Below are 20,856 nucleotides of genomic sequence, written 5' to 3'. Positions count from 1 at the left end.
GCCGGGCGCACATGAAAAAGGCCCATGGAATTCACACTCCATGGGCCTTAATTTATGCATTTTGGACCAGCGCATACTCGTCTAATCCTTCTTTTCAGGTAAAGGGACATAATATCCTTTGCCATTCGGACCCATCGCGAATTTATTGCGAAGATGGATAAGATTAGGGCCGAATTTGGCTTCCAACTCCTCACGAAACTCATACATGATTTCCATAATATAAACATCATGAATAATCACTTCCGTAATCGGCATCACAAGCCCCGGATGCATCGTCCATGCAGCACGGCTATCATCCCCGAGTGAAAGTATACCCGCTACAACCTCACGGTCATCTACGCTGAGTACAATCCACCGTCCACCAATTTCGGACGTAATCTCTTTACTCATATCATGGTGGTAAATGGTGGCAAATTCAAAGTTAAGATCTCCGTACGCTACAATGAAAATCTCAATGCCTTCCCGGGCGACTTGCTCTAAAGCAGCTCTGAACACCTCGGCATCCTCTTTCCAAATTTCCATTAAGATTCGGTGCTTGGCTCCCTTAATCCCTTCTTGTATGCGACTTATAATGGCTTCATAACCCGATATATTCCAAATATTCTCTCTGTTTTGGGACGATGCTGTATACTGCTCCAATGTCTCTTGCGCTACATTAAAAATCTGCTCTGCCTTGCGTTTTCTCTGAGCAATCAATTCATGGGGCGGAAGTGGCACATATAACGGTGTATTATCCTGACTGACCATAATGTCCCCACGGTTAACCATCCCTGATAATACCTCATAAATTTTGGATCTTGGCACGCCGGAATTCAATGACACAGCGTATCCCGAAAGTGGAGAGCTTTCCAACAAGGTTACATAAGCTTTAGCTTCATATTCCGTAAAATTCAGATCCCGCAGAATTTCTAACACATTTGGTTTCATGACGCATTCTCCTCAAATTCATGTTCAACCTTACTATATCACTTCCCCTTGACAAAAACCGATATACACACTATCTTTTTATTAGTAGTTACTAAAGTAGCTACTCAAGTAACTACTCATATTTCATTTGATATGAGATCATGTCAGGGAGGATTTCACTTGAACAAAGTCATAGCTATCAACAGCAACAGCAATCGCATCTACTACAGCGCTACGATTCTGGCTCTGTTGATTTGGAGCACATCGTTTATTGCCACAAAAGCGGCGTATACCACGTTCCCCCCTCTTACATTGGGACTATCCAGATTTATGATAGCCTCTGTTGTGTTGGGTATTGTTTTGCTTATAAGAAAGGAATTTGTCAAAATTAAGCCAAAGGACTTAGCTATGATTGCATTTAGCGGTGTTTTGGGAATCACTCTTTATTTTTCGATGGAGAATATAGGAGTAAGCCTGACTACAGCTTCTAACGCAGCATTGATTGTCGCCTCCTATCCCGCGATCACATCGTTGCTTGAACTCATGATATATAAAGTGAAGCTCTCCAAATATAAAATCTTCGGGATTGCACTGGCTATGATCGGGGTATATTTTTTGACCTCGGTAGGCGGAAATTCGGATGGAAAGAATGAACTGATCGGAAATTTAATATTGATTGGAACTGGTTTTGCGTGGGCATTTTATACTTTCATGACGCGCAAGGTTGTGGACAAATACCCGCCCGTGACTTTATCTTTTTATCAAACCGTAGCAGGCAGTATCTTCTTTATACCTCTGGCACTTATTGAAAAAGATAGCTGGCAAGCTCCGACAACGGGATCGTTTATGTTATTAGTATATCTGGGCGTATTCTGTTCCGTTATCGCATTTTTGCTTTACAATTACGGATTAATCAAGCTGTCACCGAGCAGCTCCGTTTCTTTAATGAATTTGGTACCGATATTCGGGGTCTTATTTTCGGTTCTATTGTTGCAGGAAACCATTTCGTGGCGACAAATTATTGGCGGTTTGGTCGTTATCCTAGGTGTCCTACTCAGTGTACATCAACCAAGCAGTAAATAGAACGGAGAAGTATGATTATGTATCCTGTGCTACAATAAAGGGGCGAGTGACCTCACCAAAAGTTTCTCGCCCAGGTCGGTTGCGTTCATGCAGTCGGCTTTTTCACTTTTACATAAAAAAGGCGGTTATATTGATTAATGAGCTTATCCAGAATCATAGATTGCCTAAGCACACTGGCGTGACTGAAACCATGTTTCGCTTGCAAAGCATACAGCTTTTGTCGAGCTTTCTCCAACCGTTGACTCAAAATGTCGTCCCTTACCATGATATAACCCTCCTTGTCGTATCCTTAGTTTAGAGGGTTATGAATAAGTTTACAAAAGTAAAGGTTTGGGATAATTATCTATAATCCAACAAAAAAAGACCTGCTACGAAAGCGGGTCTGCAAGGCTAAAGCTAATTACTATAAGGGTCAAAAAATTTCCGGATTAAATATGCTCTATTGTGAATTGGATTAGACTTTTCCAAACAGCTTAGCAAAAATTTAAAACCATCTGAAAACGTCCCCCTACGCAAATAGTAGATCGCCAATTCTGTTGTAAAATGAGTAAAACGCTCTGCAATGAATTGTTGATTGTATACGCCTACTTGTTCTTGTTGTTCCAAAAGAGAGGCAATCTCCACCTCAAACCGCTTGAGTATTTCATCCACATTCAAATGATAACGATTAGCCGCCTCAATGATATTATCTAATGCGGGAAGAATTTCTTCTTTCTTTGAAGAAAAATAAGTTACATAATCGGGGAGTACACTTCCATCGCCTGACATAAGCCTATTTACATAGGTATTGGCCTTAGCCCACTCTTCAAACCGATTTTTCCACAAGATAGTCGTTTCATCCGTTTCCTTCACCCAGCTTAAATCGCCGTAAACACGATTATACTTGCGCGCTTGCTCATAGTCTTTTTTTGCATCACAAACTTCTGAACGAAGTAAATATGAAAATGCCCAGTAAGCAAACGGAGGGGCACTCGGCTTCTTTGGGTTTTTTTTCTTTTCATTTTGCCTCTGGCGCCGTTTCAACTTATTTTGAATTTCAGCCTTATTCTCCAATATCTCAGCGAAAAAGTTTATTTTATCCCATTGTCGTAATGAGCGATATGTATTCAATAAATCTTTTAACGCCTCTAACTGGTCAACTTCATCAAGGCGATCAATATAAGCCTCAAACTGAACAGCAGCCTCATAATTTCTCTCTTGATCATCCCCCTGCCTTGTCACGAACAAACGATATTGGCACAAGGCCAAGCGTTCCGAATGCTGCTTTCTCTCACTGATGGCCACATTTTCGTAAAGTATGGCTGCCGCCTCATTCATGCCTTCATTAAATAATTTCTCGGCAAGTTCAAATAGAGACTCAGAATATCCTAGCTTATCCAATAACATATCCACAACCTGCCGAATGAAGTCCAGCTTGTTCAATTTAGCACAATTATATAAAAAGGGACTCATTCTGCGCCAATTAGGGGTGGAATCGGTTAAATACTCCTCAATGTACCTTTCGTAAAAATAACCAACGGGGTGCCCCATCGCTTCTGTAATTCGATCCAATTGGTAAACCGAAAACGTACGGTTTCCATTAACCAAACTGCTCACAGTACCTAGATTCATTCCTGATATTCTAGCCAGCTCGGAAATATTTAAACTATTTTCCTTCATGTGTTTGATTATCTCTGCAAGTATCGTGGTTGTATTGGACAACCCCCCCCCTTTAAAGTTAACTTTTTAGGATTCCGTTAATATAAATGTGAGCCATTACAATCAAATGATAGAATAGCTTTTCTAGAAATAATGATACCAACTTTTGGTATCGTTATATATAATTTTCATAGATTCAGGAGAAAACAAACAGCAAAAAGAACGAGGTAAAGCATTAAAAGACCTACTGTAAGAGAAGGTCTTGGAATGGAGCATTTTTCAATACCAAGATTAATTACATCCCACCATGGGTTCCGGTCGGTTGGTAAGTAGATCCATTTCCTTGATATTGCAAAGGGGGGATTAGTACTGTAAATATCACAAGGGCAGTAGCTAATAGGGATGTTACTATTTTATTCTTCATCTTCATTCACCTCGGTAGTCAAATTTCGATAAACTGCGATTGTCTCAGCAACTGCATTTTCTCTATAAGACTCAAACAGTTTCATACATTTAATTATATATGTTTTATTATTAATTGCAGTAGATTTTTCCAAACAGCTTAACAAAAATCTAAAACCTTCTGAAAACATTTCTCTGCGCAAATGGTAGACAGCCAATTCTTTTAAAAAATGAGTATAGCGTTCTTCAATAATTCGCAAATTGTACACGCCTACATTTTTTTGTTCTTTTAAAAGAGATAGAATTTCCGTTTCAAATCGCTGAAGTATATCATCTACATTTATATTGTATTGGTTAGCCGCACTAATGACGTTATCTAACGCGGTGAGAACCTCATCTTCCCTTGAAGAAAAGTAATCTATATAATCGGGAAGTACGCTTGCTTCCCCTGACAAAAGCTTATTCACATAAGTATTAGCTTCAGCCCACTCTTTATACCGTCCCTTCCACTTCAAAGTGTCTTCATCCGTTTCATTCACCCAGCTTAAATCGGCGTAAGTGTAAGTATGTTGTAGTGCCTGTTCATAATCTTTTTTTTCGTTACAAACTTCTGCACGAAGTAAATGTGAAAATGCCCAGTAAGCAAACGGAGGAGCGCTCGGCTTTTTTGTATTTTCTTTCTGTGTTTTTTGCTGCTGTAGCTCCAGCTTATATTGGATTTCAGCTAAATTCCCCAAAATTTTAGCAAATTTGTTTACTTTGTCCCACTTACGCAATGAGCGATATGTATTCACCAAATCTTTTAAAGCATCTAACTGATCAATTTCATCAAGACGATCGACGTAAGTCTCAAACTGGACAGCAGCCTCATAATTTTTCTCTGAGTCATCCCCTTGCCTCGTTACGAATAAACGGTACTGACAAATAGCCAAACGTTCGGAATACTGCTTTTTCTCAGTTAGAGCCACATTCTCATAAAGTATAGCTGCCGCTTCATTCATACCTTCCTTGAAAAACTGCTCGGCAAGCTCAAATAAGGGATCGGAATATCCCAACTTATCCAATAGCATATCCACAACTTGCTGAATACAGTCCAGCTTGCTCAGTTTTGCGCAATTATACAAAAAAGGACTCATTCTACGCCAATTTGGGTTGGAATCGGCTAAATATTCGTCAATATACCGTTCGTAATAATAGCCGGCGGGATGTCCCATCACTGCTGTTATTCGATCCAACTGGTAGACGGAAAACTTACGGTTTCCATTGACGATACTACTCACTGTGCCGGGATTCATTTTGGATTCTCTGGCTAAATCGCTAATGTTCAAACCATTTTCATTCATGTACTTCATCATCTCTGCGAGTATCGTGGTTATATTGGACAAAATAAACCACCCCTTTAAAGTTAACTTTTTAAGATATCGACCACTTTAGATGAAAACTATGACAAACAAATGATATTATAGTTTTCCGCAAGTAATCATACCATCTTCTGGAATGTTTTCATATACCTTCAATAGATTTGCTTTGCAACCTAAGCTATTGAAAAAGGCTCAGCAAGCCTCACCCTTCAGCCGTGGAACAACCATGCAGAAGCTGATATAATCGAATGGAATGGAGTTGATGACATGGCTAAAAAAAGAAATTCGACTTCCCCCGCTCCTGCGGCTCAGGACAAACCTGCAACGTTAAAGGATCTGTTGAGTCAGGACGTGCTGAATAAGCTCAAGGCTCAGGCCAATGAAGCCCAGGCAGAGCAGGATAAACGCAAGGAAGACGAACGGCAGCGTGCCCTCGAAGCAAGAAAAGCAGAACAGAAGAAGCTGGACAACAACTTTGAGCATCTGCTGAATAACAGCAATTTGGACTGGCACAAATATAAATAAGCCAAAACCATCCCGGTTTTGGCTCATCTCCAAGCTTGATTATATTATAGCCAGTCACGAATGTGTTGTACCGAGTACAGCACCCCTACCCAAACCGGCAGACTGAACGCCATCCCCCATATGAGACCTTTAGCCAGCTTTTTGTCTACCTCCACCATGATCCTGCCCCTTTCCTTGGGAATAGCAGCAGTATGGGTCAAGAATACGGTATTCAAACCCGTATTTCCTAATCCCAACAAAAAAAGGTATGATAGAAAACGGAAAAGTGCTCTGCGCTGCCCCAAACTATAATTTAGGATTTTACACATCTAATCTTTCAGGAGGAATACAAATGATTGGAAAAAAGATACGTCCCTGGTATATGCTGTGCCTGCTAGCTACCCTGCTCGTGCTGGTAGCCGGATGTGGCACAAAAGCGACAGATGTAGAAGCCGCAAGCCGGACAAGCAGTACAACCCCTGCCGCGACTAAAGACAAAAGTAAACCTGTTTCCCATCCTGTCGTCACGATTGTCATGAACGACGGTAAAAAGATCAAACTTGAGCTGTACCCGGAAGTAGCACCGAACACCGTTAACAATTTCATTTCCCTGGTGCAAAAGGGAGCTTACAACGGTACGATCTTCCATCGTGTCATCCCCGGCTTCATGATTCAGGGCGGTGACCCGCAGGGTAACGGTACAGGCGGCCCCGGCTACAGCATCAAAGGCGAGTTCAAGAGCAACGGTGTCAACAATACGCTCAAGCACACGCGCGGCGTACTATCCATGGCCCGCTCAGCAGATCTGGATTCAGCCGGATCGCAATTTTTCATCATGGTTGCCGATGCGGATTACCTTGACGGTCAATACGCTGCTTTCGGCAAGGTAACGTCTGGGTTGGATGTCGTAGATGCCATCGTGAACTCCAAGCGTGACAGCAATGATAAACCGATCAAACCAGCTACGATGAAAAAAGTAACCGTGGACACGCTGGGTAAGAAATATCCGGCTCCAGTCAAAGTGAAGTAAGATGATATCGGCCCTGTGCGTATGCATGGGGTCGTTTTACATGTTCTACAAAGAGGTTTATCGTGTTCCACAGTAATGCTTACTTGGCTGCTGCCTCTGAGATGTAGTAAGAGTATATACACAAAATCCCACATACTCTTTTCACTCCACTACATTTTATTTCTCGAATAGATGTCGTGCCTTGTTATTACCCAAATTTTAAGGAACCTGCACTTCATGCTCCGGTAGATTGTGATGTGCCTTCCTTCCCTTAAGCAGCCATAGCTCTGGCGTATCCTGTACTCCTTCAAGCCTCAAGCTGAACGCCGTCGGCGGCAAATTACGTATACGCAGCAGCAGACGGTTACCGTCTGCCGCTGTGTCCACAAGCGCTAATGGCCTCAGTGAATCGTTCCTGCCTGTGCGAATCAGATCGCCCGTGGCACCAGCCGCACTCTCCCGGCTCCAGACACGCAGCTCATTCACAGACGGCGTGGCAATCCGCTTGCTGAAAGAAACGACCACCTCATCATCTGCGGTCGATCTTTCCGCACGGAGCGGGATGGGCGGCTCATCGTACATATAGCCGCCCAGATGGTATTCGTAGGCGGTCCAGACGTCATAACCGCCCTCCAGGGCGGCAGCCCCGAACTGCCGGGTCCATTCGCGATCCCGAACCATACTCGCGAGTGAACCGATATCCGCCTGCACCCCGAGGGGCAGATTCGGATCAGCGGCGCGTAACGCCTGCGCTATGCGGGCGTAGCCGCCAATATAATGCGGCGGCAGGCGACGACGCATCCAGTCCGGCCAATGGGTCTGGAGCACATGCATATCCGGGGCTACGCACCCGATCATCGCTACCGCGTCCAGACCCTGCCATTCCCGTAGCTGGCCGGGCACATCGCCGCGCCCGTTCACGGCCAGCGACCACGTCGCCACGTAGATGTCCGGCCGGACATCACGCACGCCGCCTGCGCCGTTCACCAGCTCGCCGATCAGCGCGTTCACGGCGTCCACGCGCAGATCGACCCACTGCGTGTACAGCTTCGGGACCTTCCGGTAGTAATTCCGCGCATGCTTGTCGCGGAAATCCGGAATGTCCTCACCGCTGCGCTCGCGGAAGGCCCGCCGGGCATGCGGGCCAATATCCCCGTACACTCCACTGCGCAGCCCGTTCCATTCGGGAAAATAAGGCTCTGCCACCTCGAACCCGTCGAACGGAATGTCGGTGACCAGCCGGGCAGCGGCTTTCTTTTTCCACTCTACGTATTCCTGTGCAAAATGCGAAAGTCGCTGAAACCCGTCATTCGGCTCGCGCAGCAGTTCCATACGCCATTCTTTCCACTCTGGCGGCAGCTGTGACACACCGAAGGAGCCATTGCCAAGCACCATCGCCCATACCGCGATTCCCCTGCGTTGAAAGGCCGCAACGAGCGCTCCATCCACTTCATTTTCACGCACAACAAAATAATGCACGGTCCGGTAGCCTGCAAGTGCGATTTCATCGGCTATACTATCCCGCGAACGGTTGGCGTAATAGGGAAACAATGGATCTATTTGAATACTGGGGCCGCTCAGTGCCCACGGCTTTATTTTTCCGGTCAGGGCTATAGATTCTGTTGGTTGTGTCCCGTCATTACCGTTATAGCTCAATTGAATCCACCTCCGTTACCCGTCTCTTCGCTATATGCTCCTGCTGGTTCGCCTATGTTACCATACTTCGCAAATTCCGTGAAATGCAAACTTACAGACGGAAATGCAGCACATACTGTTTCACTGTCAGCGTAGTGTTTTCTCTGTGCTATGATCTTCCCCAAGACGTTCAGCTCTGTGCCCAGCTCCTTTGCGAAAGTGGGCATATAGCCTGCCTCCAGGCAACACCTCGAACAGCAACATCATTAGAGAAAAGAATACGAGCGCAATGACCTCTTCTGCCAAAATATACAGCGGATAAGGTCCCAAAACATCCAATATCGACGGTGTTGGCGGCTTTCCGGCAAGAAACATATAGTTTGCTCCGAGTACATTATCTACGAGCCAAACGATCAGCGCCAAGCCATTGAGGAAAAGCATAGCTCCCCCAACGCCCTTCCACGTCGGTTTCAGCCCTTCGATCCATGTCATATACAAGGCAGCCCATATAATGGCACTATGAGCCACAAAAAAATGAATAAAACGATAGTGTGGAAAAGCATATGCCAAATTAGGCGTGAGTACCGCTTGAAACGCTCCTCCAATTCCGGCAAAAAGTACGATCGGATACAGCCAGCGGCTGCGGAAAATCAGCAGCAGAATCGACAGCAGCAGCGTCACACTGCACAGTTCCAACGGCAATGATGTCTGAGCATCCCAAATGTGCTGCGTCACATACCATATATTCAGAGTTACCTCTGACAGAATGAGTAGGGTCACCAGAAGCCAGCGAATCCCCTCACTTAACAGCTTATGCGACTGAATCAGGCCCCGAGTCAGCCAAAGCAGTAAAGCACATAAAATAAGCCCCAGTACAGCCAGCACATGTGAGGAAGTAAAAGCCTCGAATCCTTCCGGCGCAGCAGCATCGAACCAGGACCATGACCACGGCTTGTCCATCAAAAGCCCCCTTCTATCCTTTTTCTCTTTCTTGCTTGTTCGACACCTTAGCCTTTATGATAAAAGATATCATATTCAAAGGAGATCCCTCATGCCCATTAATCGCCGTTTGATCACGGATCAGGACTTCACCGAGGCGTTGGAACATCATCTTCGTGTCCGTATATTTCAGGATGACCAGTTGATTGGTTCGGGCGGAGTCATTATCCGTTTTGACGATCAAACTATAGTCGTGCAATCCAGTGTCAGTGATCTGGCCTACCATCCCAGAAAACAATGTGAGTTTTTTGAAATTAGAAAATAACCGTTATACACCGGAGAACCATTTTGCTTCGTTTTCCGGTGTATAGCGGCTATATTTTCTTTTTCTGACACGTTACGTTTTACAGCTGCATTCCACGAGTTTTCATCATGAGCTTGTTCGTAAGCATTTTCAAGTCCTCCGAAGAAGACGAAATTTCCTGCATAATAGCCGTTTCCTCATGAGCGGCTGTATAAATCTTGTGCGCACCTTCCGAGAAGGCCCCTGACATTTGCTGAATACGATTGATCTGCTCGAAGGTTTGATCTACCCGATTCGTCTGCTCCGTCACAGCTTCTTCCATTAAGCGAATACCTTCGACAAATTCACGCACAATCGAATTCAAACGACTCAACGTCTGATCCACCGAGCTTGTCCGTTCCGCCTCAGCACTGACCAGCGAGGTTTGCTGATGCATTAATTGTACCGTTTCCAAAATTTGCGACTGCACTCGGCTAACGATGGCATTGATTTGCTGCACCGATTCCGTGCTTTGTGAAGCCAATGCGCGAATCTGGTGAGCGACTACGGCAAACCCGTTACCTTCCTCTCCCGCACGTGCGGCTTCAATGGAGGCGTTCAGCGCCAGCAAATGAGTTTGTTCCGCGATATCCTTGACGGTGCTTGTAATCGCTTCAATTTGTGAAGCTTCCTTTTCCAGTCGTGCAATGACTTGCTGCGAACGACCATGTGAAGCTGTCAGCTCCCCCATTCCATCCATAAGAGATGAAAATACGGTCTGCGTTGATTCGACTGAATGCTCCATGTGGCCTGACAGCTCCAGCATATGCCCCGATTTGCTACGCATCATTTTAAAATCACCCAGCATTCGATCCGCTGTTTCAATGGACTGGGAAGAGGCTTGCTTTTGCTGCTCTACGCCTTCCAAAATATCCTCCACCACCGAAGTCATGGATTCAATCTGTGTCGTAGCCTGTACAATAGCCGAACTAAGGTTTTCCGCGTTTTGCGAAGTCGCTCTTGAGCTGTACGATATCTCGTTAAACATATCCTTGATGTTCAGCATCATACGCCGGAATGCATCATAGAGCACCTTGATTTCGTCATCTGAACGGCGCTCAGGAATGACTACGGACAGATTCCCTGCCGAGGCTTCCTCTGCCGCCTTTGCCAGTCTAACAATCGGACGTGTGAGGAGTTTGGAGATCAACCACCCCAAAATGCCACTCCACAGAACGCCCATTAACAGAATGATTGAGATATACAGCCATTCCTGTGTACCTTGAGCAAGCCAGTCCTTGAGTACAAAAATAAAAAAGGCGCTTGTTCCATAGGTTATTACAGATATTGAGACAAATGCAGCAACCATTTTCGTACCTAGTGACATTTTCATGTACTGTAGTCCACCCCAAAAAACTCAAATTTGATTCCATTTTACCATATAATTGCTACAATTCTAGTGGTTTTTTTCACAGACAACCTTATTTATGAGTACAAAGATAGAGAGACTTTAGGCCCTCCATCCTAACTGCCAAAATAACATGCAATAGACATCAGCGTGCATTAAAAAATGGATGAACCGCACTTCTGTGTGCTTTACAGGCCATTCGTCACCTATTAAACCATTGATTTTCAGGCATTCAACCATTCCATCATTCGGAATTATTGTCATTTTCCTGTTCACTAGCTGTTTTTTTGACTGCTTCAATTGTGTCTATTTGGTGACTGTTTTTTTCCAGTACGGTAAACTCCCATGGGCCTATGGTCATACCCTCTCCCTGTCGGATATCAAAATGCTCTGAAAGCATCCAGCCGCCAATCGTATATACGTCTCTGGCCTCAATATCCGTCTCCAAACGACGATTGACTTCATGAATGAGCGCTTGCGATTTGAGTATGTAACGATGATCGTCTGTTTTGGTAATGAGCGGGGTTAGCGCCGCAGGGGTCGTCAAAATCAAACACATTGTTCAGGTAGCGATATTCTGTCGGTGTAATTTCACCACCCCCTTATGACGTTCATTTTTGGATGGACAGATCCTATAAGTCATGATGTCCATAATCGTGTATTACCCAAAAATGACAAGGAGTAGACTATGGTTGACCAAGTTAGCGAATCGCCAGCGGACTCTTTTGTACGATATCTATCCATTGATCAGCTATCAACTGGTGCCCAACCGCTGTCGGATGAACTCCGTCATGCAGCCAATAGGAGGCGTCCGCCTTGGTAGCTGCCTCGTTCAGCACGCTTTGGAGCGGCACAAATACGGCCCCAAATTCGTCCGCAAGCTGACGCACAAGCTGCTGATAGCCCGTTATTTTTTCCTGCCAAATGTCCCAGCGTGCCTCGGTAGCTCCTGTTTTCAAAATAAACGGCTCACACAGCACCAGTCCGGTATCAGGCAGTACTTCACACGTTTCCTCCAAAATGTGGCGATAGGCTCGCTCAAATCGGTCCGTCACCCCGGACGGCTCCTGCTCCACGATCCGCCAGGCATCGTTCACGCCGATCATAATACTGAGCAGGTCCGGCTTCAGGCTAAACGTGTCCTCATTCCAGCGTGCATACAAATCCGAAACCCGATCCCCCGAAATCCCCCGGTTCACAAATTCTGGCTGCGTAGCAGTCAATCGGCTCCCCAGTGCACCTGCGATCAGATACACATAGCTCTGGCCCAGCCAATGGTTCGCGTCCTCATTCCGTCCTCTTCCTCCATCTGTTATGGAATCCCCCTGAAAAAGAATACGTGTGCGTCCTGTATTAGTGCTGCTAGTCATATTCCACAATCCCTCCTTAACCTTTTCCAATAATATCCTTATCATACTTCATATTTTCCAAATTAGAAAGCGGTTTCAAAAATTGAGAGAATTGTAGATTTGCAAAATGATTTGGTAATGGTACATCACATTTAAATGAGTAATAAAACAAGAATACTATGTAAAATTAAAAGTTACCTAATCCACATAAAACAGTAACAAGTTTATCATGATATCAACTCCTTCCAAGTATCCTTCAGGATTCAATAAATCCTGTTGGTACGTGATAATATGCGGTAAAGAACAGGCATCATTCAGCCAATTCTTTTGAGATACTCTTCATTGATTGCAACATATGTATCCCATCTAAGTGGTAAGAAGAATCTTTCATTATCCTTGTCGCTGTGTGATCAGAAACTAAGTTGATGGCCCTTCTTTCAGGATCGCGATCTGTAAATGCTGTTTCAGCTGGCCTACCGCGTTTTGAAACAGTAAATGGAAGGTTATAAATCAATCCATCAATTACTAATCCTCTATTTTCAACACATTTTAAGCCACTAAATATTTCATGTTTAGTTCTCGGAGGGTACCCATTATAAAGTATGCGCTCTACTCCATAAGAATCTTTAATATACCTATGATGAGTATCTGATCCCTTATCTAAAACATTTAAAAATTTTGTTTCAAAATAAAAATCATCCAATTGTAATTCGCTTGCTTCAGCCGGATCAATATCTGTCATGGAACCCTCCTCTGTTCTCTCTAAACAAATTATAGTACTAGGAGGTAAAATATGGAATATATAAAATTAGAGATTATTGCTCTCATTATCTTTCAAAGACTACTATACCCTCCTATTACCACTCCCAAAAAAACCACCTTACACCGCGCGGTACTTGCATACCTCCCGAAAATTACAGCCGCCGCACGCTCTGCGGGATGGCATCGGCGTGAAAAAAGACTCGGGTTTCGGCCGATTATAATAATCATCGTCGAGACAGGACTTCATTTCCTCGATGTATCGCCCGACATTGGCAACCACCTTGTCGATATCCTCCTGCGTGGGACGGTACACCTCATGTTCTCCTGTCATTAGATACTCCACACGCACCTCAATCTTCTCCAAGGGAAGCTGGTAATGCTCCTGCACATAGGAAGCATACAAAAATAACTGGTCGGAGAAGTCGCCCTCCTTGCCTGTCTTCCAATCTACGATAACCATGTCTCCATTACCTCTGCGGTAGAGCAAATCCATTTTGACATAGACCTTCGTCTCATGAAGCAGCATCGTATCCCACTTTTCCACCTCGACGATTCGGGCCTCACCCTGCTGCAATTCACGCCAAACCGCAGTCCGGTACAAATTGTGTACCACCGCATGCTGTCGCTCCTTAATCCGGGCAATTCGTTCCGGCAGCACTTCGTCATCATAATAAATTTCAGCGAGCATGATGCGATTTTTGGGGTCTTGCAGCCATAGCTCACGTTGCAGCGATTCCTTGTAGCTGTCATTCAGCATGTTCTTCATCGATGTCTCCAGGTATGCCGGACGTGGAACAGCGCCTTTTTCCACCCAACCACGTATGACCGATTCACACATTTGATGCGTAATATTCCCAAATAAAATATATAAGTTGCTCAGCTGCTTGAGTCGATACAACGTAACCTGCTCTTCACTGCCCTGTGCAGCGCTCCAGCCGTTATGCGAGCCGTAATAATGGTAATAGTATTTGCGTAAGCATTCATCGAACGTTTGGGCCCTCGATTGCGAATAGGACCAGGATGGGTACATAGCCATGAATAGGCCCTCCTTCGTTAGAACTTCCATGCTCTATTATACCGCAAGCCTGGACTGCATCGTCCAAAAAGAACGAAGACCTTAACCCGGAGGTTAAAGCCTTCAACGGTCTAGTATAGTCAATTCGCAATAACTCCTGAGATCCGTCCAACTCTGGCTTCATGTTCAATCCTTCGTTGCCGCATAAATCAAATCACTTACATTAACAGCACCCTGCTCACGGACGTTGACAACGAGTACGGGAGTTCCCAGCATTCCGCTGATCCACGTCTTATAATCGTCAACACTATCATTGGGAAGAATCGTTAAGATGACTCCAGCAAAGCCACCTCCGTGTACCCTGCATGCGCTGTCATCTATGGATTGCAAATACATTTCCGTTAATGCAAGCGCGACAGATACGTCCTGTTCCCGGTCAACCCCGCTTCTATATACGTTTTGAAGCCATTTCCATGAAGAATTACCGGATTCGGTGACGAGCCTCAAGAAATCAGAAAAGCGTCCCTCCTCCAGCGATTTCACCTGTTCATCGACACGTCTATTTTCTTCAAAAAAATGCAACGCACGCAGCACTGCACGATCTCCTGCTTTTTCCCTGACCATTTTGAGGTTGGCATACAGATCCTCCGGCGATAAGTCACGGCAAACAGAAGCACCTAAGGACTGAGCCACTGCACGCATTTCGTTGGGCACCGCCGCGTAATCGTCCGTTAAATCAGCATGATCTCCGCCTGTATTGACGATAACCAGGGAATATCCGTTTTCTTGAAAATTCCAATGAACTGGATTGATGATCGGTTCCTTGGGGTTTACAAAATCAATGGCAACCAATCCTCCATATGCGCAAGCCATTTGGTCAAGCAGTCCCGACGGCTTGTTCCAGTAGACATTTTCGGCGTACTGGCCGATTTTGGATTTGGCGACAGCATCCAACGCTCCCTCATTATAAAAATGACTGATGATCGTACATATCAACATTTCAAATGAAGCAGAAGAGCTTAATCCTGAAGCAGAGAACACATTGCTGGATATATAAGCCTGGAATCCTCCAATGCGATAGCCGAATTCGAGCAAGCCAGCCGCAATACCGCGAACCAGAAGCATCGTACCATCATCCTCCGGTTGTGGTGACAAGTCATTTAAATCAATGACGTATTTCGTTTTGTAGCCTTCGGAAAAGAACGTAATTACAGGCTCCTCCACTTTAGCAGCTACAGCGATGGTATCAAGTGTAATACTGCCTGCCAGCACCTTCCCGTGATTGTGGTCTGTATGATTCCCCCCAATTTCGCATCTTCCCGGAGCACTAAACCATTCAATATCGTCAACGCCGAAGTGCTCCCGGTACGCCTGTAGAAGGGATTGATATCGCGTCGTTTGCTCTGCAACCTGCTGTTGACCGTACATTCGAGCAAGTACAATTTGTCCCTCACTAGAATTCAACAATTCCATATCTTTCATCGTTATTCCCCCTATTGTAGATCATTTCCACCGTGGCGCCTGGCCGCAAATATATATTTGGTGCAACAACAATATAATTATCTCAATTTTCCCTGTGCAAAAATAGGGTACTATTTTAATCTATAATCGCTTATTTAAATCGTTTCTGTGAGAATGCTTCCTTATTTTACGATAGATTAGATTCGTAAGGATATGCAAAAAGGAACCGACCCTTGAGCGGGCCGGTTCCTGTGTCTATACCTGCATATTCCATACACCAGCGGTGTAGTTCGACACAGATATGTGGATTTCTTTTTAGTCGCGTTTCAATACATACTCACCATTACTGTTACGGGTTACTGTAGCACCCAGTGCATCGGCAACCGATTTGAAAGGAACATACAGCGTACCATACTCATCCGTATATGGAGCTTGTGGCAGCGTTAATGTGCTTCCTTCCAGTCCAGCCTGTTTGGAGCCGCTTTTCAGCTTCAGGGTCTTACCTGTAATATCATCCACAACTGTAATTTGCTTGGCAGCCGCATCCCATTTTAATTCGGAACCCAGCTCGTACGTCAATTCACGCAGCGGGATGAAGGCGGTACCTCCACGATTCACCAGCACATAGTAATCGTCTTTAGGATCGAAAGTGGTTTCTACTTTTGTAATTCCCAGATCATTTTTTAAAATACTGTAGATCGGAGAGTTCGCATCAAAATTGCGAAGTGTCGCTCCCGGTGTTAATTCTCCTTGTTTATTCAAGTCAATCACACCATTGGAGATATCTACCTTGGCGGCTGTTACACTACCATTCACATTCCAGGATTGAGTTTCCGTAACAATCGAGAAGGACTTCACTGGAAGACTATCTACTTCTGGCAAAGCAACCGTCAGGTCTGCCACTGATTTGCGAACATTTCCTTTTTCATCAAAATACATATCGGTTTTCAGAACCGTATTGGAACTCAGAACCGTTTTAATTTCAGGAGACTGTGCATATAAAGTGCTTACGCCTACATCATATTGAGCAACGGCCAGATCCAAATACTTTTTAACCTCGGTGTAAGCCTCATTGACCAGTTTTTCCTTGTTCGTGTTCAGTTCGCTTGTGACTTGATCAGCACCATCAATATTCATGCTGGAAGCGATATTTTTAGTAAAATCAATCGCTTGCCCGATCAGTTCCTTCAAGCCTGCCTCGTCCTTGGCCAGATTGGTCAGGAACGGTTTTACCAATGTAACCAACTCATCGCCACGAAGCTCCGCATGCAAGCGGGTCAGCTTCACTTTATCCTTCTCACCATAAACTTCCTCGGTTACAGACGTTGCAGAGATGGTTGAAGGGTTAGGAGCATGATTGAGTACAAGTGCTGCGGCTGTTTTCGTCAGATCTCTTACATCCTTGGAGTATACATAAGGATCAAATCCGGCAGGCAGACCGCTCAAACTCTCCTGCGAGTTCAAAGATATGTAATAAGGTTTTTTGGCACCTTCCAGTTGAATAGCCACACCTTGGCGGTCCAAAGCAATTTCAAACGGCAAATTATACTTGTCGATGTGCAATGTACCCTTGGCGGAAGCGAGTTCCTCCGATTGTACCTTGGCCTCATCCACTGTTACGGAAATAGAATTGATTAAATCAACAATTTCCTGATCTCCTTGCGTAATGCCTGCTTTTGGAGTCAATTTAAGAGATATCTTCTCCATTGACTGCTGGGATTTCACATCAAGTGTGCCCAAAAGATTTTTACTTACATCAAATCCGCCTACTGCCTGGCAACCTGTCAAAGCTACCATTAGCAGAATAAGAGGGACGGCAATCCATTTTTTTATATTCATATTAATCCCCTTTCAAAGATATTTCCGTTATCTCTTCTATTATCTCAGTGTTGACACGCATTGTAAATGAGTAGATTGGAAAATAGAAGTAGTCATTTAGGATCATTTTTCAGCCTGTAGCATCCGGTGAGCCAGCAATGCCATCTCCAGACAACGACGTTTATCCCGGTCTGCCAGATTTCCTCCTATGATCTCGTTAATTTTGTCCAGCCGATTGTAGAGAGTTTGCCTGTGAATGTACAGGATTCCGGCAGTATCGCGCTTGGAGCCATGGCATTGAAAATAAGCATCCAGCGTATCCAGAAGCTGCATATGGTGCTCACGGTCATGCGCAATCAGCCCGCCCAAATGATCCTGTACAAACTCTTGTAAAAAGGGAGTGCGGGGCACAGCCTTCAACAACTGATAGATTCCGATACTGTCGTAAAAAAGCCGATCTCTCATGGCCGGAACGCTTCGCGCCACTTCAATAACCTGGTAAGCCTCCTCGAAACTGCGACCTGCCCCGGTCATCCGGTGCCTTACTTTGCCGAAACCTGCATGAATGCGCACCTTGTCAAGCTGCCCAGCGGCATAGTTCTGAATATATTGCACAGTATGGGCAAGAACTTTCTTCATTTGCGCCGCGGAGCGCAGAGTCAGTTCCTCCTTGGCGCAAAGAATGTAGCACTGGTTCCCCTTCATCATGAGCAGATTGTGCAGCGTCTCCTTTTTCAGCAAAGAACGGAGCAATACCAATATATCCTGGTTAATGGACTCCTTGCGTACCTGACTGGCTTCCTTATCCTGATGCTCCACCTCAATAACCCCGGCCCAAAATAAATATTGTCCCTTGGACAGCAGACGCAGCCCCATCCGGGTCTGAGCCTGTTCCTCGCTGGGAAGCTGTCCGTTCAGCACATCCTGAATCAGTTCATTCTGGTTTCGTAACAATCGGTCTTCGAGGAACTGTGTTCTCAGCACCAGCGTAGCGGCTGCCTTGGCTGTGTAGTCCAGCAGCAGGGACAGTTCTTCCGTCGGCGTTTCGCCATGCAGCACCAGACCTACTGCGGAAAATACCTGCCCGAAGCAGACAACCGGCTGAAACAAGACGGCGGTGGATTCATTGAGATGAAACAGCAAGTGACCTTCCCGGTCAGACGTCATGCTGGATTCCACCTCATTGGCATAGAAATTCGCAATGTGGTCAGCCACATCAGGCTGGATGGAAGGCACGAACCGATGGGTATCAATGGAAGACATGTAGATGATCTGCCGGGCGGCATAATCATGAAGTACCCTTAAAAGGGCACTCATATCCGTGCTGCGCAGCGTCTCCTGCTGAAGCTGGCGCGAGAAGCGCTCCAGATCTTTCAGTAGCTCGTGGTGGCGGTTAATAAGCAGGGAATGAATATCTTGCGTGATTTCAACAAAGCGTACCGGCTGTTCAAATACGATGACTGGAAAATGATGCCGTTCCGCCAGTTCCAGGATTTCCGGCGGAATCTCATGGATGCTCGTACCCAGCTCCACGCACAGTCCTGCGGCTTCGGAACGGATCAGCTGCTCCATATACTCAGCGCGTTCCTCCCCTTCCCGGGTCAGCCACAGGCCAGTCGTCAAAATCAGGTCATGACGGCTCACAAAGGGGGTTACATTTGTGATTTCCAGCACATGGACCCAGCCGACGCGGTGACTCGTACCCTGCTCCCCGGCTGCCAGCTTGGCCCGCCGGAATACCGGACGTTCCATCACATCCGCAATGGTAAAGGTTTTTTTACCGTTCATCGGAATTCTCCTTATGTATATGTCTTTATGTCATTTTATATGACACCTATTCATCAAAAAGTCGAGCCTTGAAGTCAGATAATCCGACAAAATGTATGATGTCAAGGAGCATTTCCACTTGTAAACTGTACCTAATCTAACATGAATTGCATTTGTCGGCTTGAGTCCATTTAACTAATCGGCAGGCTGCACAAAAATAATAATGCCATTTTTGAATTCGTTTGGTGCAAGCAGCAACAGCAGCGTAGGATATGAAACATTGCAACTCAGCAGCGTAGCTGCCCTGAAGAATAATTATTTGCCGATGGATAACAATTATTTTTAGGAGAGGTGAGCAAAGTGAACATTGGAATTCCGAAAGAGATTAAAAACAATGAAAATCGTGTCTCCTTGACACCTGCTGGTGCAGCTCAGATGAGCCAGCATGGACATCACGTGTATGTGGAAAGTCATGCAGGGGTTGAAAGTGGCTTTACAGATGGAGATTATGCCACGGCGGGTGCAACGATTGTACAGCACGCAGCGGAGGTGTGGTCTCAGGTGGATCTGATTATCAAGGTGAAGGAGCCGCTGTCCTCAGAATACGGATATTTCCGACAAGGGCTGATTTTGTTCACCTATCTTCATCTGGCTGCCGAGCCGGCACTGGCCCGGGCGCTGACGGACAATGGCGTAACTGCTATCTCCTATGAAACATTGGATGTCGGGGGAAGCCTTCCACTGCTCACCCCCATGAGCGAGGTCGCAGGCCGAATGGCTGTGCAAATCGGGGCACAGCTGCTGGAAAAACCGAAGGGCGGCAAAGGCATTTTGTTGGCAGGCGTGCCAGGAGTCAAGCGCGGCAAAGTAACCATTATTGGCGGCGGGGTCGTCGGCACGAACGCTGCGAAGGTCGCCATCGGCCTCGGCGCGGACGTGACGCTGATTGACCTGAGCCTGCATCGGCTGCGCCAGCTGGACGATATTTTCGGCAATCAGCTCCATACGCTGGTGTCCACACCCTCCAACATTGCAGAAGCCGTAGTGCAGAGCGATTTGCTGATCGGTGCTGTCCTGATCACCGGGGCCAAAGCCCCATGTCTCGTAACCGAGGTCATGGTGCAGACGATGCAGCCCGGCTCCGTGATCGTGGATGTCGCCATCGACCAGGGAGGTATTGTCGAGACGATTGACCACATCACGACACACGATCAGCCGACCTATATGAAGCATGGCGTCATTCACTATGCCGTAGCGAACATGCCAGGCGCAGTCCCGCAAACCTCAACGCTTGCTTTGACGAATGCGACGCTTCCCTTCGCCCTCCAGCTTGCGGATCAGGGGGTTCAGGAAGCCCTTCGTAAAAGCAAGCCGCTAAGTAGCGGCACAAATGTCCTGAACGGTCATATCACCTACGAGGCGGTAGCCCGTGATCTGGGCTATCCTTACGTTCCGGTGGATCAGGCGTGGCAGACAAAAGCCTTAAAATAGAGTGGAGGTGGTTCTTTTTCTTCTG

Annotated in this window: 20 protein-coding genes; 5 read left to right on the top strand and 15 right to left on the bottom strand. The window is 45.9% G+C overall.

The features are described 5' to 3' along the window. Window positions 1-81 precede the first annotated feature (81 nt). Entirely contained in the window at window positions 82-927 is an 846-nt protein-coding gene (locus ACIFO6_RS17890; RefSeq protein WP_430042485.1) for a TrmB family transcriptional regulator, read from the bottom strand. Window positions 928-1,086: 159 nt separating this feature from the next. Here ACIFO6_RS17890 and ACIFO6_RS17885 point away from each other — a divergent pair, with 159 nt between their 5' ends. Beyond that, complete coding sequence (locus ACIFO6_RS17885) at window positions 1,087-1,989, top strand: DMT family transporter (RefSeq protein ID WP_430042484.1); 903 nt, start codon at window positions 1,087-1,089, stop codon at window positions 1,987-1,989. Between the two features lie 85 nt (window positions 1,990-2,074). Here ACIFO6_RS17885 and ACIFO6_RS17880 read toward each other — a convergent pair whose 3' ends face one another. The 3 genes from ACIFO6_RS17880 to ACIFO6_RS17870 form a co-directional block, all read right to left on the bottom strand. After that, window positions 2,075-2,254: an aspartyl-phosphate phosphatase Spo0E family protein gene (locus ACIFO6_RS17880; protein ID WP_430042483.1), complete on the bottom strand. Its 180-nt coding sequence runs from the start codon at window positions 2,252-2,254 to the stop codon at window positions 2,075-2,077. A 131-nt stretch (window positions 2,255-2,385) separates the two neighbouring features. Next, entirely contained in the window at window positions 2,386-3,690 is a 1,305-nt protein-coding gene (locus ACIFO6_RS17875) for a helix-turn-helix domain-containing protein (RefSeq protein WP_430042481.1), read from the bottom strand. Between the two features lie 350 nt (window positions 3,691-4,040). Continuing rightward, entirely contained in the window at window positions 4,041-5,414 is a 1,374-nt protein-coding gene (locus tag ACIFO6_RS17870; RefSeq protein WP_430042478.1) for a helix-turn-helix domain-containing protein, read from the bottom strand. 243 nt (window positions 5,415-5,657) lie between these two features. On the opposite strand from ACIFO6_RS17870, the gene ACIFO6_RS17865 reads away from it, so the two are divergent. Continuing rightward, complete coding sequence (locus ACIFO6_RS17865) at window positions 5,658-5,915, top strand: YqkE family protein (RefSeq protein WP_430042476.1); 258 nt, start codon at window positions 5,658-5,660, stop codon at window positions 5,913-5,915. Between the two features lie 44 nt (window positions 5,916-5,959). Here the strand turns inward: ACIFO6_RS17865 and ACIFO6_RS17860 are convergent, their stop codons facing one another. Beyond that, entirely contained in the window at window positions 5,960-6,130 is a 171-nt protein-coding gene (locus tag ACIFO6_RS17860) for a hypothetical protein (RefSeq protein WP_200893490.1), read from the bottom strand. A gap of 116 nt (window positions 6,131-6,246) precedes the next feature. Here ACIFO6_RS17860 and ACIFO6_RS17855 point away from each other — a divergent pair, with 116 nt between their 5' ends. Continuing rightward, window positions 6,247-6,924 carry a peptidylprolyl isomerase gene (locus ACIFO6_RS17855; protein WP_430042473.1) on the top strand — a complete coding sequence of 226 codons (678 nt, stop codon included), beginning with the start codon at window positions 6,247-6,249 and terminating at the stop codon, window positions 6,922-6,924. A 198-nt stretch (window positions 6,925-7,122) separates the two neighbouring features. Here the strand turns inward: ACIFO6_RS17855 and ACIFO6_RS17850 are convergent, their stop codons facing one another. Together ACIFO6_RS17850 and ACIFO6_RS17845 are read right to left on the bottom strand one after the other, a co-directional pair. Then, on the bottom strand, window positions 7,123-8,559 hold the full coding sequence (locus ACIFO6_RS17850) for an N-acyl-D-glucosamine 2-epimerase (RefSeq protein WP_430042471.1): 1,437 nt from the start codon (window positions 8,557-8,559) through the stop codon (window positions 7,123-7,125). Window positions 8,560-8,685: 126 nt separating this feature from the next. Then, complete coding sequence (locus ACIFO6_RS17845; protein WP_430042469.1) at window positions 8,686-9,498, bottom strand: TIGR02206 family membrane protein; 813 nt, start codon at window positions 9,496-9,498, stop codon at window positions 8,686-8,688. Between the two features lie 91 nt (window positions 9,499-9,589). On the opposite strand from ACIFO6_RS17845, the gene ACIFO6_RS17840 reads away from it, so the two are divergent. Beyond that, on the top strand, window positions 9,590-9,802 hold the full coding sequence (locus ACIFO6_RS17840; protein ID WP_430042467.1) for a hypothetical protein: 213 nt from the start codon (window positions 9,590-9,592) through the stop codon (window positions 9,800-9,802). Between the two features lie 79 nt (window positions 9,803-9,881). Here ACIFO6_RS17840 and ACIFO6_RS17835 read toward each other — a convergent pair whose 3' ends face one another. The 8 genes from ACIFO6_RS17835 to ACIFO6_RS17800 all read right to left on the bottom strand — a co-directional run bounded on the left by ACIFO6_RS17835 (window position 9,882) and on the right by ACIFO6_RS17800 (window position 19,361). Further along, on the bottom strand, window positions 9,882-11,153 hold the full coding sequence (locus tag ACIFO6_RS17835) for a methyl-accepting chemotaxis protein (RefSeq protein WP_430042466.1): 1,272 nt from the start codon (window positions 11,151-11,153) through the stop codon (window positions 9,882-9,884). A gap of 259 nt (window positions 11,154-11,412) precedes the next feature. Continuing rightward, window positions 11,413-11,721, bottom strand: a complete 309-nt coding sequence (locus tag ACIFO6_RS17830) for a transporter associated domain-containing protein (RefSeq protein WP_430042464.1) — start codon at window positions 11,719-11,721, stop codon at window positions 11,413-11,415. A 148-nt stretch (window positions 11,722-11,869) separates the two neighbouring features. Then, a complete protein-coding gene (locus ACIFO6_RS17825) occupies window positions 11,870-12,583 on the bottom strand; it encodes an SGNH/GDSL hydrolase family protein (protein WP_430042462.1) in 714 nt (237 codons plus the stop codon). Between the two features lie 244 nt (window positions 12,584-12,827). Then, the gene (locus ACIFO6_RS17820; RefSeq protein ID WP_430042459.1) at window positions 12,828-13,259 is read right to left on the bottom strand and encodes a hypothetical protein; all 432 of its coding nucleotides are present in this window, start codon (window positions 13,257-13,259) and stop codon (window positions 12,828-12,830) included. 138 nt (window positions 13,260-13,397) lie between these two features. Beyond that, window positions 13,398-14,315, bottom strand: a complete 918-nt coding sequence (locus ACIFO6_RS17815; protein WP_430042457.1) for a PD-(D/E)XK nuclease family protein — start codon at window positions 14,313-14,315, stop codon at window positions 13,398-13,400. A gap of 165 nt (window positions 14,316-14,480) precedes the next feature. After that, on the bottom strand, window positions 14,481-15,776 hold the full coding sequence (locus ACIFO6_RS17810) for a galactokinase (protein ID WP_430042455.1): 1,296 nt from the start codon (window positions 15,774-15,776) through the stop codon (window positions 14,481-14,483). Between the two features lie 294 nt (window positions 15,777-16,070). Then, the gene (locus tag ACIFO6_RS17805) at window positions 16,071-17,594 is read right to left on the bottom strand and encodes a copper amine oxidase N-terminal domain-containing protein (RefSeq protein WP_430042453.1); all 1,524 of its coding nucleotides are present in this window, start codon (window positions 17,592-17,594) and stop codon (window positions 16,071-16,073) included. Window positions 17,595-17,696: 102 nt separating this feature from the next. Then, on the bottom strand, window positions 17,697-19,361 hold the full coding sequence (locus tag ACIFO6_RS17800) for a PucR family transcriptional regulator (protein WP_430042451.1): 1,665 nt from the start codon (window positions 19,359-19,361) through the stop codon (window positions 17,697-17,699). Window positions 19,362-19,700: 339 nt separating this feature from the next. Here ACIFO6_RS17800 and ald point away from each other — a divergent pair, with 339 nt between their 5' ends. Continuing rightward, window positions 19,701-20,831: an alanine dehydrogenase gene (ald, locus tag ACIFO6_RS17795; protein ID WP_430042449.1), complete on the top strand. Its 1,131-nt coding sequence runs from the start codon at window positions 19,701-19,703 to the stop codon at window positions 20,829-20,831. Window positions 20,832-20,856: the final 25 nt, after the last annotated feature.

The organism is Paenibacillus sp. NRS-1781 (assembly GCF_050467745.1).
Lineage (GTDB): Bacteria > Bacillota > Bacilli > Paenibacillales > Paenibacillaceae > Paenibacillus > Paenibacillus terrae_A.
Note: the sequence above shows the minus strand (reverse complement) of the source record. Positions and strands in the feature narration are given on the sequence as shown.

Excerpts from the sequence above, each read along its gene's own strand:
- ACIFO6_RS17865 (WP_430042476.1), top strand. The coding sequence starts at position 5,658 with ATGGCTAAAAAAAGAAATTCGACTTCCCCCGCTCCTGCGGCTCAGGAC.
- ACIFO6_RS17800 (WP_430042451.1), bottom strand. The coding sequence starts at position 19,361 with ATGAACGGTAAAAAAACCTTTACCATTGCGGATGTGATGGAACGTCCG.
- ACIFO6_RS17835 (WP_430042466.1), bottom strand. The coding sequence starts at position 11,153 with ATGAAAATGTCACTAGGTACGAAAATGGTTGCTGCATTTGTCTCAATA.
- ACIFO6_RS17880 (WP_430042483.1), bottom strand. The coding sequence starts at position 2,254 with ATGGTAAGGGACGACATTTTGAGTCAACGGTTGGAGAAAGCTCGACAA.
- ACIFO6_RS17825 (WP_430042462.1), bottom strand. The coding sequence starts at position 12,583 with ATGATAAGGATATTATTGGAAAAGGTTAAGGAGGGATTGTGGAATATG.
- ACIFO6_RS17810 (WP_430042455.1), bottom strand. The coding sequence starts at position 15,776 with ATGAAAGATATGGAATTGTTGAATTCTAGTGAGGGACAAATTGTACTT.
- ACIFO6_RS17855 (WP_430042473.1), top strand. The coding sequence starts at position 6,247 with ATGATTGGAAAAAAGATACGTCCCTGGTATATGCTGTGCCTGCTAGCT.
- ACIFO6_RS17845 (WP_430042469.1), bottom strand. The coding sequence starts at position 9,498 with ATGGACAAGCCGTGGTCATGGTCCTGGTTCGATGCTGCTGCGCCGGAA.
- ACIFO6_RS17890 (WP_430042485.1), bottom strand. The coding sequence starts at position 927 with ATGAAACCAAATGTGTTAGAAATTCTGCGGGATCTGAATTTTACGGAA.
- ACIFO6_RS17820 (WP_430042459.1), bottom strand. The coding sequence starts at position 13,259 with ATGACAGATATTGATCCGGCTGAAGCAAGCGAATTACAATTGGATGAT.
- ACIFO6_RS17840 (WP_430042467.1), top strand. The coding sequence starts at position 9,590 with ATGCCCATTAATCGCCGTTTGATCACGGATCAGGACTTCACCGAGGCG.
- ACIFO6_RS17805 (WP_430042453.1), bottom strand. The coding sequence starts at position 17,594 with ATGAATATAAAAAAATGGATTGCCGTCCCTCTTATTCTGCTAATGGTA.
- ACIFO6_RS17815 (WP_430042457.1), bottom strand. The coding sequence starts at position 14,315 with ATGGCTATGTACCCATCCTGGTCCTATTCGCAATCGAGGGCCCAAACG.